This window comes from Acinetobacter radioresistens DSM 6976 = NBRC 102413 = CIP 103788 (assembly GCF_006757745.1).
In the GTDB taxonomy this organism is placed as follows: Bacteria; Pseudomonadota; Gammaproteobacteria; order Pseudomonadales; family Moraxellaceae; genus Acinetobacter; species Acinetobacter radioresistens.
This window is the reverse complement of sequence record NZ_AP019740.1, coordinates 1,558,797-1,574,456: the sequence shown is the minus strand read 5'-3', so window position 1 is coordinate 1,574,456 and position 15,660 is coordinate 1,558,797. Positions and strand designations below refer to the sequence as shown.

At 36.2% G+C, this 15,660-nt stretch carries 16 protein-coding genes; 9 read left to right on the top strand and 7 right to left on the bottom strand.

All coding sequences use genetic code 11. The annotated features are described in order from the left end of the window. Nucleotides 1-135: 135 nt before the first annotated feature. Nucleotides 136-2,268, bottom strand: coding sequence for a TonB-dependent siderophore receptor (locus ACRAD_RS07385; RefSeq protein ID WP_005026121.1), 2,133 nt, complete (start codon nucleotides 2,266-2,268; stop codon nucleotides 136-138). A 222-nt stretch (nucleotides 2,269-2,490) separates the two neighbouring features. Here ACRAD_RS07385 and lpxB point away from each other — a divergent pair, with 222 nt between their 5' ends. Continuing rightward, on the top strand, nucleotides 2,491-3,666 hold the full coding sequence (gene lpxB / locus ACRAD_RS07380) for a lipid-A-disaccharide synthase (protein ID WP_005026119.1): 1,176 nt from the start codon (nucleotides 2,491-2,493) through the stop codon (nucleotides 3,664-3,666). 84 nt (nucleotides 3,667-3,750) lie between these two features. Here lpxB and ACRAD_RS07375 read toward each other — a convergent pair whose 3' ends face one another. Continuing rightward, on the bottom strand, nucleotides 3,751-4,620 hold the full coding sequence (locus ACRAD_RS07375) for a DUF2797 domain-containing protein (RefSeq protein ID WP_005026117.1): 870 nt from the start codon (nucleotides 4,618-4,620) through the stop codon (nucleotides 3,751-3,753). Between the two features lie 33 nt (nucleotides 4,621-4,653). On the opposite strand from ACRAD_RS07375, the gene ACRAD_RS07370 reads away from it, so the two are divergent. Next, nucleotides 4,654-5,130: a DUF6231 family protein gene (locus tag ACRAD_RS07370; RefSeq protein ID WP_005026115.1), complete on the top strand. Its 477-nt coding sequence runs from the start codon at nucleotides 4,654-4,656 to the stop codon at nucleotides 5,128-5,130. Between the two features lie 108 nt (nucleotides 5,131-5,238). Beyond that, nucleotides 5,239-5,922 carry a YidB family protein gene (locus ACRAD_RS07365; RefSeq protein ID WP_005020096.1) on the top strand — a complete coding sequence of 228 codons (684 nt, stop codon included), beginning with the start codon at nucleotides 5,239-5,241 and terminating at the stop codon, nucleotides 5,920-5,922. 41 nt (nucleotides 5,923-5,963) lie between these two features. On the opposite strand, the gene ACRAD_RS07360 is transcribed toward ACRAD_RS07365, so the two are convergent. From ACRAD_RS07360 to ACRAD_RS07350, 3 genes are all read right to left on the bottom strand, one after another. After that, a complete protein-coding gene (locus ACRAD_RS07360; protein WP_005026113.1) occupies nucleotides 5,964-7,067 on the bottom strand; it encodes a porin in 1,104 nt (367 codons plus the stop codon). Between the two features lie 263 nt (nucleotides 7,068-7,330). Then, nucleotides 7,331-7,744: an HIT family protein gene (locus tag ACRAD_RS07355; RefSeq protein WP_005020100.1), complete on the bottom strand. Its 414-nt coding sequence runs from the start codon at nucleotides 7,742-7,744 to the stop codon at nucleotides 7,331-7,333. An 18-nt stretch (nucleotides 7,745-7,762) separates the two neighbouring features. Further along, nucleotides 7,763-8,032, bottom strand: a complete 270-nt coding sequence (locus ACRAD_RS07350; protein ID WP_005020103.1) for a YARHG domain-containing protein — start codon at nucleotides 8,030-8,032, stop codon at nucleotides 7,763-7,765. Nucleotides 8,033-8,772: 740 nt separating this feature from the next. Here ACRAD_RS07350 and ACRAD_RS07345 point away from each other — a divergent pair. Together ACRAD_RS07345 and ACRAD_RS07340 are read left to right on the top strand one after the other, a co-directional pair. Next, on the top strand, nucleotides 8,773-9,018 hold the full coding sequence (locus ACRAD_RS07345; RefSeq protein WP_005020106.1) for a hypothetical protein: 246 nt from the start codon (nucleotides 8,773-8,775) through the stop codon (nucleotides 9,016-9,018). Between the two features lie 592 nt (nucleotides 9,019-9,610). After that, complete coding sequence (locus ACRAD_RS07340) at nucleotides 9,611-10,549, top strand: LpxL/LpxP family acyltransferase (RefSeq protein ID WP_005026110.1); 939 nt, start codon at nucleotides 9,611-9,613, stop codon at nucleotides 10,547-10,549. Between the two features lie 55 nt (nucleotides 10,550-10,604). Here the strand turns inward: ACRAD_RS07340 and ACRAD_RS07335 are convergent, their stop codons facing one another. Next, nucleotides 10,605-10,814: a cold-shock protein gene (locus ACRAD_RS07335; RefSeq protein WP_005026108.1), complete on the bottom strand. Its 210-nt coding sequence runs from the start codon at nucleotides 10,812-10,814 to the stop codon at nucleotides 10,605-10,607. Nucleotides 10,815-11,520: 706 nt separating this feature from the next. On the opposite strand from ACRAD_RS07335, the gene ACRAD_RS07330 reads away from it, so the two are divergent. The 3 genes from ACRAD_RS07330 to ACRAD_RS07315 all read left to right on the top strand — a co-directional run bounded on the left by ACRAD_RS07330 (nucleotide 11,521) and on the right by ACRAD_RS07315 (nucleotide 13,674). After that, nucleotides 11,521-11,907, top strand: a complete 387-nt coding sequence (locus ACRAD_RS07330; protein ID WP_005026105.1) for a hypothetical protein — start codon at nucleotides 11,521-11,523, stop codon at nucleotides 11,905-11,907. A gap of 668 nt (nucleotides 11,908-12,575) precedes the next feature. After that, nucleotides 12,576-12,989 (top strand): hypothetical protein, encoded by a 414-nt coding sequence (locus ACRAD_RS07320; protein WP_005020112.1) that lies wholly within the window; start codon nucleotides 12,576-12,578, stop codon nucleotides 12,987-12,989. Between the two features lie 286 nt (nucleotides 12,990-13,275). Next, nucleotides 13,276-13,674 (top strand): hypothetical protein, encoded by a 399-nt coding sequence (locus ACRAD_RS07315; RefSeq protein ID WP_005026101.1) that lies wholly within the window; start codon nucleotides 13,276-13,278, stop codon nucleotides 13,672-13,674. A gap of 142 nt (nucleotides 13,675-13,816) precedes the next feature. Here the strand turns inward: ACRAD_RS07315 and ACRAD_RS16445 are convergent, their stop codons facing one another. Continuing rightward, nucleotides 13,817-13,963 carry a hypothetical protein gene (locus ACRAD_RS16445; protein WP_005026099.1) on the bottom strand — a complete coding sequence of 49 codons (147 nt, stop codon included), beginning with the start codon at nucleotides 13,961-13,963 and terminating at the stop codon, nucleotides 13,817-13,819. A 286-nt stretch (nucleotides 13,964-14,249) separates the two neighbouring features. Between ACRAD_RS16445 and ACRAD_RS07310 the strand changes: the two genes are divergently transcribed. Beyond that, nucleotides 14,250-14,573 carry a GrlR family regulatory protein gene (locus tag ACRAD_RS07310; protein ID WP_005020117.1) on the top strand — a complete coding sequence of 108 codons (324 nt, stop codon included), beginning with the start codon at nucleotides 14,250-14,252 and terminating at the stop codon, nucleotides 14,571-14,573. Nucleotides 14,574-15,660 lie beyond the last annotated feature (1,087 nt).

Sequence of the window (15,660 nt, the reverse complement as noted above, 5' to 3'; positions counted from 1 at the left end):
TATAAAGGCTAGCAGGGTTCGATAAAAAGCTGCACAGTATGGATAAGTCTTCTGTAAAAAATTCAATCTGCTTCTCATCATTTTCTATATATAAAATAAACAGTTCAGCTCTTTAGAGAGCTGAACTGTTTACTATTAATATTTGAAGTTTACCGCGACTGTATAGTTAGCGGGCGCACCGTAATAAGTCTGGCCATATTCTAGAGAATTAAAATATTTTTCATTGGTAATATTTTTTGCATTGGCCTGAAAACTGACATGGTCATTTAATTCATAGCTGGCCATTAGATCAAGTAAAGCATAACTGTCCTGTATCAGATTACTTTTATCTGTCTGGCTGATTTTATCTTGCCAGACCAGATTTGCGCCTACTTTTAATTGGGGAAATTGCGGAACCGTGTAACTGGTAAGTACATTAAAGGTGCGTTCAGGTACAAAGGTACGGGTTCTTGCTCCAGTATTACGGTCTTTCATGTTCTGCTGTACATAACCGGCTGATATATTCAGCTGGTCAGTTAGCTGACCGGCAATATTAAACTCATAACCTTGTGATTTAATATTTTGTTGACTGTATAAGTTAGCCTGATCCCATTTTTCATAAACTGGAAATTTGTCATATTCGTTGCGGAACACAGCACTAGAGACAATGAGCTGATCATCGAACCATGAACCTTTAATACCAAGTTCATAGGAGCTTCCTTCTGTAGGTTTTAAAATCTGCTTGTCTAGACCAAGTTTTGAAGTCGGTTTAAAAATCGTACTGTAACTTGCGTATGCTGTATAAGTTGGGTCAATATCATAAGTGATCCCTGCATAAGGCAACACCTTCGAATCTCTATAATTGGTTGAGTCGCCGTAATTTTGGCCTTTTGAAGTAGCATCAGTATAATTAGCACCCGCCAAGACTTTTAACTTATCTCCCAAATGTAAACGTGTCGCTGCATAAACACGTTTCTGTTCCTGCGTATAATCTGCCTGATTAGCCGGATTGTTTGTATCGTCAATAAAGTCTGGATAAGTATTGTTGTAATAATTGAACCAGTCAGGAATTGGTCTGCTACGGTTTGCAATATATCTTGAGTTCTGTTTTACATCATTTTTGGACCAGCTGCTGCCGGCCATCAGGTCATGAGTTTGACCAAATAACGAATATTTTCCTAATATACTGATATCAATATCATGATTCTGGTTTTTTTCTATGAAAGCTGAGGGATATTCACTGACCCCTTGTCCTGTTTCCCGATCTGGAACGCCGGTAAAATACAGCATGGCTCCATCTTCTTTTTGTTCGGCATAGTTATAACTGGCTTTTATACTCCAGTTATCATTAAACTGATGTTTGAGTTCTATAAAAGCATTCTGTTTTTCCATATCCCAGTGTACCCAGTCCGGCATCGGATTATAACTACGGCTATAGTTTAATAATTTCCCCTCACTATCCAGCATGGGAAGGGCGCCCCAGTTGTTTCCATTAGGCCGGTCTTTCTGAAAGTTATACCCTGTGCTTAAGAGTGTCTGTTCTGTCAGGTCAGCTTCAATAATTAGCCCGGCAACAGTTTTTTCCTGGCTGTAATGATCCAGATAGGAGTTTCCGGCTTCCTGTGCCAGCATTACTCGTCCGCGTATACGATCATCAGAAGTTAAACTGCCTGAGATATCTGCTTCACCCCGAACTGTGTCCCAAGATCCATAACTGATAGAGCCTTGTGTCCGGGTGTCTGTAGTTGGCCGTTTGCGAATGTAATTTACAGTTGCAGAGGGATTACCCGTAGAAGAAGTCAAGCCATTTGAGCCTTTCACGACTTCAATCCGGTCATATAAAAATGTATCTATATCTCCATTCTGATAATCACTACCAGTTAACTGAAGGTTTGTTCCATCAATCTGGTAATTACTGATATCAAAGCCGCGTGCTGTGTAAGTAGTACGGTTAGTTTCCTGACTGGACACGACTACACCTGGTATTGCTGCTAAAACATCACGTGCGTCGGTCAGATTGAAATCTTTAATTTGCTGATGGGTTACCACATTCACTGTTTGTGGAGTTTCTTTAATACTCAGATTCAACCCGGTAGCACTGTTTGAATCCTTGACTATATAGGCTTGCGTTTGTTCAGAAGATTGGCTACTCATAGTATTGGCTTGCAGCTGAATAACAGGAAGTGCCTGGGTATCTGAAGCCTCTGCTGCAAGAGCAGCTTGTACATTTAATAGTGCCAGAGTAAGGAGAGAAAGTTTAAAACAACTGGCATGGAAATGAGAATTCATAATATTAGTTAATGAAAATTATTATCATTTATATTATTATTTGTTGTGGTGATTTACAATTGGTAAACAATAGATTATTTAGATAATTTTTGAATTTCTAAAAGGAAGTTTAAATTTTTTAAAGAGTGTAATCGGATTAAATTAGATGCGGATACAGTGAGCCTGATTAAATCTAAAAGGGTTATGTTAAAATAGCTTGATCTTATAGTGGAGATAAAACTCTTGGAAAATCGGAAACTTAAAATTGGTATAGTGGTAGGTGAAGTTTCTGGTGATACTTTAGGTGCCAAGCTGATTCGTAGTTTTCGCGAGCAGGGGATAGAAGCTGAATTTGAAGGGATTGGTGGACCACAAATGATGGCAGAAGGCTTTAAGAGCTATTATCCAATGGATATTCTGTCAGTTATGGGAATTGTTGAGGTCTTAAAAGATCTGAAAAAGCTGTTTGCTGTACGTGATGGACTTGTTGAACGCTGGAGCCAGAAACCTGTAGATATTTTTATTGGAATTGATGCTCCAGATTTCAATTTGCGGCTTTCTAAAAGTCTGAAACAGAAACAACTTAAAATAAAAACGGTACAGTATGTAAGCCCATCAGTGTGGGCATGGCGTCAGGGCCGTGTGCACGGAATCAAGCAGTCTATTGATTTGGTACTTTGCCTGTTCCCGTTCGAAAAAGCTTTTTATGAGCGTTATCAGGTTCCTGCTGCATTTGTAGGACATCCTTTGGCAAGTCAGTTACCTTTAGATAATCCTCTAATTGTAGCCAAACAGCAGTTAGGACTCGACCCGGCCAGACAGCATATTGCACTATTACCCGGCAGCCGTCGTGGAGAAGTCGAGCGTCTAGGTCCTTTGGTGCTTGATGCTGCACAGATTATTTATCAGAAATATCCTGAAATTGAATTTTTATTACCTGCTATAAATGAAGCAAGAAAAGTTCAGATTGAAGAACAATTAAAAAATTATCCTGCTGAGTTTAAGGCACAGGTTAAGGTGCTAGAAAACACCGGCACTGACTCCAAAATTGGCCGTATGGTAATGAATGCCAGTGATATTGTGGCCCTAGCTTCAGGTACAGCAACACTAGAGGCCATGCTATTACATCGGCCAATGGTGACTTTTTATAAGCTGAACTGGCTCACTTATATTATTGCCAAGTTATTGGTCAAGATTCCCTATTATTCACTGCCAAATATTATTGCAGGTAAGAAAGTTATAGCCGAGCTAATCCAGACCGATGCCACTCCACAAAAGTTAGCTACAGAAATTGAAAATTTAATGAATAGAGAAGTCGCACAAACTCAGGTGATGCAACATATTGCGATGCATAAGCGACTACTTGCCGGTAACAGTGAAAATCCTGTAGAGGCCATTCTGAAAGTACTGTCTTATTAACTTTTATCCATCAACAGATCAGACGCTCTCTTGAATAAACAGTACCGTACTCAAATTATGGTACTGTTTATTTTTATGAAAGACTTACGCTCTCAGAATTAATTCATAACCCGTATATTTTCTGATATTAATAACACCCGTGTCTAAAATAAGATATTGGCCTTTTATACCCTGTAACACTCCTCGAATTTTCAGTGTTTTATCAAGGTTATGTGACTTGATCTTTTCAGGATATTGCTCAACCGGATAAATAAACTCACGTGGTAGTTCCTGATCAAGCAACTCTATTGACTCGTTAAAGTGTAAATTCTGACTGAACTCATCCTGAATCTGGGCAATTTTAGGTGCAAATTCTTCAATTAACTGATCACGTTTTTCAATTAGGTTAACGGGTTCCGCTTCGCCTTTAAGCAATTTGCGCCAGTCTGTTTTATCAGAAATCTGGCTACCAAACATTACCTCAATATGCCCAGACAAACGCCGTGAACCGACTCTAAAAATTGGTAAGGCCTGAGTCGCTCCCTGATCCAGCCATCGGGTAGGCATATGACCAGTACGGGTAATGCCGACTTTAAGACCACTTGAATTAGCCAGATATACAATGTGAGGCTGAAAACAGACTTCTTTGGCAAATGAGTCTTCCCGGCAGGTCCCTAAATGGTAATGACAGGTTTCTGGTTTTAAAACACACATGTCACAGGATGCTTTGGTTTTAAAACATTTAAAACAATGCCCTTGTGAAAATGATTTCTTGGTTTTTGCACCGCAAGATACGCAATAGATATTACCAGTCCATTCAATTTCAATTTCTTGCCCTAACGTAAAAGGAAGATCAATTTCTGAACGGTCCAGAGTAAATTTGTACTCAACATTTGCCTTTAACGTTTGTTGATCAGTTACACTTGGCTTGCTAAGACCGGCATGCATTTTATGGCAAATGCCTTGTAATTCCATATAATTCTCACTCACGTAATTCAGGATGCAGTTATGGTCAAGCTCAACGTCATCACTTCTATGCTAGACGATCTATTTGCCGAACAGCCCATCCATACTACACTGTCGATTGGTCAGCAGCTTGAAATAGTTCAAGATAATTCACATCTGGCTATACAATGGTATTATTTTAACGCAACTGAGTTTTTAAATCTGCCCTTTACTGAACGTTATGATCTGGCAATGGTCATTTTAACCGGTCCAGAATTCAAAGAATTAAAACTGCCTGATATTTCTAGACTTCTGGTGAAATTACGTGATCTTATGGCGAAGCGTATTATTGTGGTTGGCCGTCTTCAGGATGAGCAGTTACTTCGCTCTTTAGGTTTTATCCAACTGGTTGAGAGAACAGAAAACAGCAGTGATTTCGCATTATGGCAATTCAATATTCTAACCTATAAGCACGTACCGGACTGGTTTAACTCTAAATATTGGGCCAATCCGGAAAATTGGGACAAATATCGCTGGTAAGGGCCAATATACTTATAAAATCTTGCAAAAATATACAAATCAGACTTTGTTTCACCCGGTCGGGTACACTTATGCTTTAAGGAAGATAACACTTTCAAGGAGTAAGTGATGACCAACTTGACCAATATAGTGGAAATGCTGGCGAAGCAGGCATTAGGAAACCAGCAACCACAAAATAATCAGCAGCAGAACACGCAGCAGCCAAGTGGTCTCGGCGGAATTCTTGGAGCAGTTCTAGGTCAGCTCGGTGGCCAGAATACGCAGGCTAACCATCAGAATACCCAGAATCAGGGCCGTCAATCCGGTTTAGGTGGCGTTTTAGGTTCAGTACTTGAGCAATTTGGTCATGGTAACCAGCGTCAACAGCAACCACGCCAGACTCAAAATGAAGTACCGCATAACAGTGGAAATAACAGTACCAAAACTTTATTGATCGCCGTGTTGCCACTGGTTCTAGCCTGGATTCAGAAGCAGGGTGGTCTTCAAGGTGCATTAGACAAATTGCGTAATGCCGGTCTTGGAAATCAGGTACAGAACTGGGTAGACCCAAACCAGAGCAATAAAGAAAATGCGCCGCAGCAAAATATACAAAGTTTATTTGATGATCAGGAAGTCGAGAAAGTTGCTGAACAGACACATGCACCTAAACAGGATGTATACAGTGCTATTTCTTCAGTATTACCACAAATCATTGATGCGCTGACTCCACAAGGTGAGAAGACTAACAAACAGGAAGCCAACAATGATATTCAAAATGTTTTAAATATGGTTTCCGGTTTTCTGAAACGTTAAATTAAAAAAGGGCATATAGCCCTTTTTTTAAATTGCCAGAATTAGAATTTTATTTCCATACCTAAACCGTATACGCTTTCATCTGCATTACCTTTAGCTGGGGAGTTATCCCATTCACGCTGAACAGCACTGGCAAAGAGTTTAGCCTGGCTATTGAGTTTGTAATCTGCGCCAATTCCCCACTGGTCAACTGAGCTGTCACCTGACGCACCTGCAAGAACTGCATAGTCAGTGTCTGCTGACTGATACTGTGCCTTGAATGTCCAAGGCGTGTTTGCAAGTTTATAAGTCGCAGAAATTAACCATGCTTTTTCTTCTACGTTGCTATAATCTCCAGCATAGGTAACAACACCATCAGTTACTACACGGGGCTTGATATTATTATAATCCGAAATTTCAGCAGTCTGCCACATTGCCCCTAAATACAGGCCTGGCACACCGATTTTACCCAAGTCAAAAGAGGCACCTAGGCGGAATGCATCAGCAGGAATATCCTTAAGACCAACCGCAGCAAAATCGCCAATTGATTTAAAGTTTCCAGCAATCACACCTTCAAAACCATAATCTTTATTAGCATAAGATAGTGAAGTTGAAAGGCCATCTCCTAGGCTGTCACGAGCACCGTCTGTATATTTGTTGGTTTCAGTATTTGACTCGCCTTGCTGAGCCTGTAGGGCAAATACTACACCGGCGAGTAATTTCGGATCTGTCTCAAGACTGATCACATTTTCAACCCGCTCTTCACCATACATCATTTCTTTAATATCGGCGTGTGCATAATCATTAAATACATCACGATAACCGCCTGCTGCATCTTTAAATGGTGTATCTATAATACCGGCTCTTAAAGTACCGATTTCTGCCCATTTTAAGCCGGCAAAAATGTTACGTTTCTTGAATACATCATCGCCACCATCTACATCAATTTCCCATTCAGCCTGATACACTGCAGATAACTGATCTGTCAGTTTTTCTTCGCCTTTAATCCCCAGACGAGAAGCATTCGAGTTAACTTCAATTTTGTCATCTTTGCCATTATCGTAACTGTCAACGCTGACATTTACTTTACCGTACAAAGTTGGCGCTGCTTGCGCTGCGTTTAAGCTTAAAGTTGCTACTGTAGCAGCGAGAAGCAATTTTTTCATTGAGATTTCTCCAAAAACAATTCTTTAAAATGGCTATTTGCCTTGCTAACTCTTTTTTATAGTTTGCCTGTGTACAAAAAGTTACATAAGCTCACCAACTTGCTAAGCAGTATCTGCAAACTGTGTGACAGAGAAGTGAAAGAAAAATGACAGTTTAATGAAGGATAAAAAGAGGAAAGAAGAATTAGATTATTTTTTATACTTTTGAAATTTAAACAAAAATGGAGCCGAAGCTCCATTAGGTTTTAATTGAAAATAAGGCTTTAAAGAGCAGCACGGATTCTCTCTGCAATAGCCTTAATTTTCTCCTGATCTCCTATTTCAGCCGCATGGCGACCTAGCTGGTGCACTGAACTTGGAATCAGATGAAAATGAACGTGCGGCACAGTTTGTCCAGCAGCAGCGCCTGAAAGCTGCATTAAAACAATTCCCTCGGCATTCAATGCTTTCTCTATTGCTTTTGCAATTTTCTGTACTATCTGAATACTATAAGCAGCGGCTTCTGCTGGCAGGTCAAGTAATGTAACTGCCGGTGTTTTAGGGATGACCAATGTATGACCTTCGGCTTGCGGCATAATATCCATAAAAGCAAGAACCTGATCATCTTCATAAACTTTAATTGCAGGTAATTCACCACGAATAATTCTTGCAAAGATATTTTGGTCATCGTAAGCCATAGCTCTTCCTTTCAGTAGTTATTTACAGTTCAGCTCTTTCTGGCGCTCTTTAATTTCATCAAGACGTTGCTGCTCTTTTTCAGAGAATTTAGGTTTTGAAGTATAGCAGTTTTCATTACCAAACTTCTCTTTTGCATCCTTATCTTTAAAACAGAAGCCTTTAGAAGCGTAAATAACATTATAGTCATTTTTGAGCTTTTGACACTCCTGTTCCGGAGTGGCAGCCTGTGCACTTATACCTGCCAAGCTAATCAGACCAGCAAATAATGCAACAGTAAAATTTTTCATAAGAGTTTCCTCTAGACCTGCAGTGTATATCAATATACTCACAATATCGGGTCTACTTGTGTTTATTCAATGACTAAAAATTACTCGAGTGTAATTCTAGTCCATAATTACTCCATATAGTATAAAAACTTCATATCCTAATAATTTTAAAAAAATATAAAAAACACTAACTTAAGTTGTTTTATATCCCTTTTTACCTTACTAGGTTTTGCTACTCGTCGCTTTTTGTATGTTTATTTACCTGCTACTTTGCACTACTATTATCTGATGATGTTGAGGCGCACAAGCAAAAAGGTTTATATTTCTCTTTTCTTATCAGGCAATACAACCAAATCAATATAACGCTTAGAAAATAAATTTAATCAAATAGAGTAGAAGTATTGAGTTGAGTAAAGGGAAAGGTAATGCCATATATCGCTGAAAACAGCTCGCCCTGCTTTTCATTGGCAGACTGAGCTGGCGAAGACTATTAGATTTACCCCAGCGGCCACTTTAAACAAGACATCGACATTGAATACAAGGCCATACTTAAGATAGCCAGAAAGATTAGTACTAAACGGGTTGAGGCCTAACATTTGAAGGGTATCAATAGACGAAAATATATACCAAAATATTTCTATTACAGAAAATCTGATATACAGATAAAAATTTTTGGCTTACAAAACTAATTTTTATCGCCAAGTAAGTTAGATAGAAAAGTGTTAATACTGGTTTATATTTTTAAGAATTGAGAATGAACTATGTTAATTAAACAATTGATCGCAAGATTACAGACCTTTGATCCGGATCTTAAAGTTCTAATCGCTAATGAGGAAGATGGAATTACTGCTGAAGGTGAAGCCCTTAGAATATTTGATATTAGTGGAATGAATATTGTAGAAACTGAAATGAGTAAGAAATATGAGGAAGAAATTAATTTTAAATTTGAAGGCCCCACTGAAAAATCTCAGAAAATTCTATTCATTAAAACCTTAGCTCAAGGTTAATATAAAGAACTTGATATATCTTTAAAAAGGCACTTTAGAGTGTTTTTTATTTAACTTTTCTAATTTGCTTGTGTATTTTAGTGATGAATACACCTTCGATGTAATTCTCACCATTCGAGCCAGTAGTGTAATACAAAATACATTTTTACGATGGGATGAGTATCGAATTGGATAAGCTTAACTTCGATAGTTTGAATCTTTTGATCTAGCTTTGAAAAAAGTTTATTTATATAGTTATCCGAATAATTTAAATAGATAATCAGGATCTTCTTCCATTGCCTTGTACAGGTAAAAAACCACTATTAAAACCGCCAAAATTGCTAAAATTAGTATCCAAGATAATTTATTCATTAAGACTGATGTTATCACTAATAATTATAAGAATACCCATCAATACAGCACTCATGTAATAAAGACAACCATTGTTCGGTAAGGCTTTAAAACAGGTAGCTATTCTTAGGTTGAAAAGGGCTATTATGTTCATGCCTTGGCGAGCTTTGACCTATAAAACTTTACTAATCATGCACGGGATAGGTCTACTGTTAATCTGTTGAACAGGTATCATATGGTTCAGCTTTAATAATATATTTACATGAATATAAAAACTTCACATAAACCGACTGATTTTCAGTGGTCCTTTCTTCTTCCCAAGTATTGGGCAATTTGGTTAATAGTTTTTATATTTTCCTTTTTAGCTGTCTTGCCCTGGTGCATTCAATGGAGGATAGCTAGACTGCTCACTAATCCTGCATGGAGATTTTTATCTAGCCGTCGGCAAACGACTATCCGGAATCTGGAGATCTGTTTTCCTGAAAAGAGTCCAGACGAAGTCGAGCTGGCTGCAAAAGAAGTATTTTTTAATGCCTTGATTGGCCTGTTTGAGGCATTAAATGCTTGGTACGCTTCCAAATGGTTTAAATCTCGTGTATACATTCAGGGACTTGAACATATAGAAAATGCAAAGGGTCAGGGTATTCTGCTTTTAAGCTCTCACACTACTTTATTAGATGCAGGGGGATATATGTGCAGCTTGTTCTTTGAACTGGATGTTGTATATCGACCTCAAAATAATCCTTTATTAGACATGCTGATTTATCGGGGCAGAGCAAAGGTATACAAGAACCAGATTTCAAAAAATGATATGCGAGGTTTAATTAAGGAGTTAAAACAAGGCCGGGCAGTCTGGTATAGTCCTGATCAGGACTTTGGCCTCAAGCAGGGCGTAATGGCCCCTTTCTTTGGAGTTCAAGCCGCCACAGTAACTGCCCATAGGCGTATAATGCAAATATCAAATGCCTTAGCTATCCCTCTGTACTTTTACAGAACAGGAGATATTAGAAATCCTCAATATCATATTTTGCTGGAGCCACAGCTTGAGGACTTTCCGGGTAAGGATGAAATTACTGATGCCACTAGAGTAAACAAAATATTAGAACGTCAGATACGTATGGCGCCTACACAATATATGTGGTTTCACCGGCGCTTCAAAACCCGTCCTGATGGCTATGATAAGATTTATGGAAGTAAATAATCTCAAACAATAAAAAAAGCACTCTAGGGTGCTTTTTTTAATTACTTGCTATGTGTTATAGAGCAACAATATTTACAGCATTAGGGCCTTTTTGACCTTGAGCAACACTGAAAGATACCTGCTGACCTTCGAATAAAGTTTTAAAACCAGAGCTGGCAATTTCACTAAAGTGAGCAAAAACATCTGGTCCAGATTCTTGTTGAATAAAACCGAATCCTTTAGCTTCGTTAAACCACTTTACTGTACCATTGATAGTATTAGACATAATAAATCCTATTGAATTTTAATAATTTTTAGTCGTTTTTAATGACTGAGTATAACTTTGAAAATAATAAAGAATGGAACTTAAAATCTGAAAAAAACGAAGAATTATGACTAAAACTGCGATACTTAAGAAGATTTACCGGACAAGACTTTTTTCTAGTTAAGGCAATAATACATGAAAATAATTAATATTCAAGTTTTTTATATTATATATTTATTTTTTTGATAAATAGTATTAATTAACAGCTACTTCTTAAGAAGTTAATTTTTATATCAGATTTAAACAATGAAAATGATATGTGGAAACTTATCACCTCCCTTGGTATGACAACTATAAATGCTAAGGCCTAAGTCTATGAATTTCAGGTATGGGGCTTTTCTCTGATCTTAAGGTATAGCATAAATATCTGTATTGAGGATGATCTGGGCAAGCAAGTTGTGTAATATTCAAGTCCAAGACTCAGAAACAATCGAAGATATGAATAAGATGAGTGACGTAAAATGCCATAAATAAAGTTTTATTATAGGAAGTGAACATTACATGGTTTGAGCTATATTCTGTTTTGTGTACATGAGATGGGATTACAAATACAGGAAAGAATTACGCTTTATAAAACTGCTATTGGGTCTTATCATTACATATTTACCTCAATGAAGTTGATTAAACAGCTCATACTAAGTCTCTTATATAGATAGAAGTAAAAAAGATGGATACATGTTTACGTATAGCTGAAGAAATTTATAGAAAGATTGAAAATAGAAATGGTTTCTTGGGTAATAACTCTAAAGACATGAGCCTTTTCCTAATAGAGTTTAAAAGGGAAATCAGAAATACAGATATCAAATGTAAGTATGAATTTAATAGTTTAAAGGAACTTATTGAGCAAATTGAAAAACACAATGGTAAAACACTTGATTTAAGTCTTATCCCTAGTCGACATCAAAAAGATGAATTTATACTATGGTTAGCAGTAATATTTGAAAGCTTGACCGATAAAATTGTGGTGGATTCATTTCAAGAGAAGCCTACTTTAGAACCAAAATCTCTACTTTTAGATAATAGCGAAGCTACAACAACCTATCTTCGAATCTAGCAAAAATAAGCAAGCTAATTAATCAATATTATTGCAATCACTATAAATATCTTTCAAATGATGAGATAGGTACTTAACAAACCCATTTTTATCATCTATCTCTGGCATTTCTACACTCCAAAACGTATATCGCCGTGAATTAAATTTAAAGATAACAGTTACTGTCTTTATCATAATAGAGCATTTCACCACTTCAATTTCAGAAAATAATTTTAGAGCTTCAGCCAGAAAATTTAACTTATCCGTAGCACTATTTGCTCTGGAATGGTGTGTGCTCAATGTCTCTGTATAAAGACGATAACAAAGATCTTGAAGGACCTCACTATTATTAACCATGAGTGTTCATACATTCTTTTTAAAGAGATAGAGTAAAATAAAGGTAGGGTGCATATTTGTACTCCTGTAAGCTAAGCCAAGAATCAATAGACTTATAGAATTTTAGAAAATTCAGTTCATTAAAATTTTATAAATGTCTAGCCTCACTTACTTTAAATGAGAATAGTACAATTTAATGTATATGCGTATAGAAAATTAATCTTTATTTTATAAGAACTTCTGACCTTAAAACAGATTAGTAAGTTAGTGTTTACAATAAGTTTTCGGATTCTTTGATTTTCATTAGTCATAAAAGGGTATCATATGGCCCATCTAAATAATGAGAGTGTGGTATGCAACAAAGCTTTTTTGGTGAGCTCTTTGGCGTAAAAATTCATTTACCTGTCTCACGCAATGAAGTAAAACAACTAATCTATGCTAAATCTGATTTTGCGGGATATCTGGTTCAAGAAAAGTCCATTCCACTCCATCGAGCCCAGACAGAACTTGATCAAGATATACATAAGTTTGTCCGGAATATGGAAAAATCACAGGCAAATCGCTTTTATGAATATCTTATAGAAGAGAGTGCAGTTTCTGCTGAAGAGTTCAGAAACCAGATTCATAACCCGATGACCTTGAATTATCCAAAACTTAGAATCTCTGGTGACAATACAGTTAGAAGAAAACATTCTGTCTGGAGTTATATGAGTTGGTTCTTGCTGATAGGTTGTGTATTTTTAGGTACATATTGGTTCGACCTATAAGCAACTATTTTCTGCTAAAGTCTCATTTTTTATTTCCGTTAAAAGTCCCTCCTGTCTTTGATCAGGTAAATAGTGGTTCCCTGAGTAATGATTGCAGCGTAGGTCGAAAACGCAATACGATTTTAAGAAGCTTTCCAAATGGTGAGCTTTTTTAATTTTTTGAGCTCATTCCTTGTCATAAGGCTTAATTTTCCAAAAAAATTAAAAAAATAAACAATTTGATTATACCTTTCTTGATTTAGATTCAATATAAATGATACTCCACGCGCCATTAAAAGGTATAAGAATGAAGGAATGTATTCAAATAGCAGAAACGGTTTATGACCGAGTCTATAAAAAAAATGGATTTCAAGGCGACAGCTATAAGGATATTGATATTCTTTTAATAGAAATTAAAAAGGAAATTAAAGATAGTGGAATTGGATTTAAATACAATTTTAATAACTTTGATGAGCTATGTAAGGAGATAAATAAGAACAAAGGTAAAATGATTGATATGAGCCTGATGCCAAACCGCAATGTAAAAGATGAGTTTGTACTATGGCTAGCCACTGTATTTGCGACAATAACCGATAAAGTTATTGTTGAGATCCCAAAAGTTTCGCCTCTGAGCCCCAAGCTTGAAAATAATGGTGAAGCTATCTCTGCTTACTTACGGTCTAAAGAATTTAATCAGACCACTTAAGCAATACTTGTAATTCAATTTCGTAGTTCTAAAAATAATACAAAATTTTCATTAGAGCTTATTAAGTTAATAAAAATGGGACCTTGTTTAGTAACAGGTCCTAATAAAGTTTAGAAGTATTATTCAGCTTTTAGGATATCACTTAACTTTTATTTTGTGGTTCATGAGGGGTAGGAGACTTTTCATCTTGCTTTACTTCATCGGGAGTTTGTGTAGAGATCTCTGGAGTAGGCTCGGCTGACTCATTGTCTTTTGTAGCTTTTTCGGAAAAATCTTTAAAATTAGACATTTCAATCTTCTTTATTATGTGAAGGAAAGTCATCATGCTCTTTTATGTCTACTTACACTAAGATAGTTGTGAGAGTGATGTGTGAGCTATGTGTCTTTTACTACAAAATTTCTGATTGGCTAATTACTTAAAGACTTTTTACTTTGAGAATAGACTAATTGAAATTTGTGGTGCTTTATTATACGAATATACAATTGAATAATGAGATATTTATCACTATATTGTTAAGATATGATGACATGATTGGGATTTTTAATTTGCGTATTTTTATTGATAGGATTTCTTTATGAAGGATGGAATATTTTATGTTGTATTTAGAAATAGTGGCCATGGCTTTGGAGAGGGTACTGTCGTTATAAACAATAATAAGATTAATGGTGGAGATTCTAACCATACATATTCAGGCCACATCAAAGATAATCTTGTCAAGCTAACTGTCCATAAGCACAGGAAGTCGGCGCTATCTATCTTTGATCAAGAATCTAATTACAGAATTAACCTAACTTTTCAAGAGTCAGGATTTGGTTTCTCGCTTAAAGGCCATGTTGAAGATAACCAGAATATTACTATAGAAGCCGACGCCAAATTTATTGGTGAACTTGTAATCTGATTATTTAAAAACCTATTTTTGTTTTCTTCTATTATCTTTTAAATCATATAACGGTCTTGTTCTTATCAAAGGCAACTCTATAGCATAGTTTCTTGCTCATCATTTTTATATCGATAACGTGTTATTAATACATATTTTTTGGATTGATGTGATTTTTAAATCGTTTAGTAACTCTGTTGAATCTTCTTTTCACTCAATCTTCTAAAACTGAAAATAGTAATTAAATAAGTACTTAAACTATTTATTGGGCTACTTCTTTATCTTTATTGAATATAGAAAGCAATTAGTCATAGTCTAGTCTTACAGTCTTTGCAGTTTATAACTGATGAGGTTTCTTCTATAGTCTTCATAACATGATAACTAACTACTAACAGTCAGTTTTTCCAAATATATACTTGCCTGGCAAACAAAACACAGAAGAATAGAGACTATATGTACTTCATGATGGAAGGTGATCAGAAAGTAGAAAACAGATTTATTAAGGTAATCACCCATTGAGAAGGACATATTATTACTATATGTCATGTCTGAGTCTAATAATGAAGTTTGCCCTATACAGTAAACTTTCGGACCGGCTGAGCAATCATCTATTTTTTCATCATGTCTGGAAGAGTTACGATGCCAGATAATTCAAGCTTAATATTCTTCAGTTTATAACCCTTAACTATGCAGCCTTCAAAAGCTACAAAGGTAGTCTTCAAGCCAAAAAATCTTTTAATAGTAAGTTTATTAATGTATAAGCTCACTATATTTTCCTAAAATTTTCTAAATATTTGAGTATTGTTTAGTGTACATGAGATTTCTGGTAACGACTTCTATAGTGTCGAGTGTATTATTCTTTTGTTTGTATTCTCATACTGCTCCTGCATTTACCCATCATAAAAATTTGGATAGTGCTGCTATTGCTTCTTTTTATCCACGTAAAAGGAATGCTTTCAAGAGTTTTAAATTTGCCAGAATTGATCATAAAAAAAGATTAGCGGTAAAAAATAGTGTTTAAAAACGACTAGGAGACTTAACGTAGCCGGTCAACACAAATTTTAAAACTGATATTAAGGTCCATAATCTATTTAAACCGGACCCCATA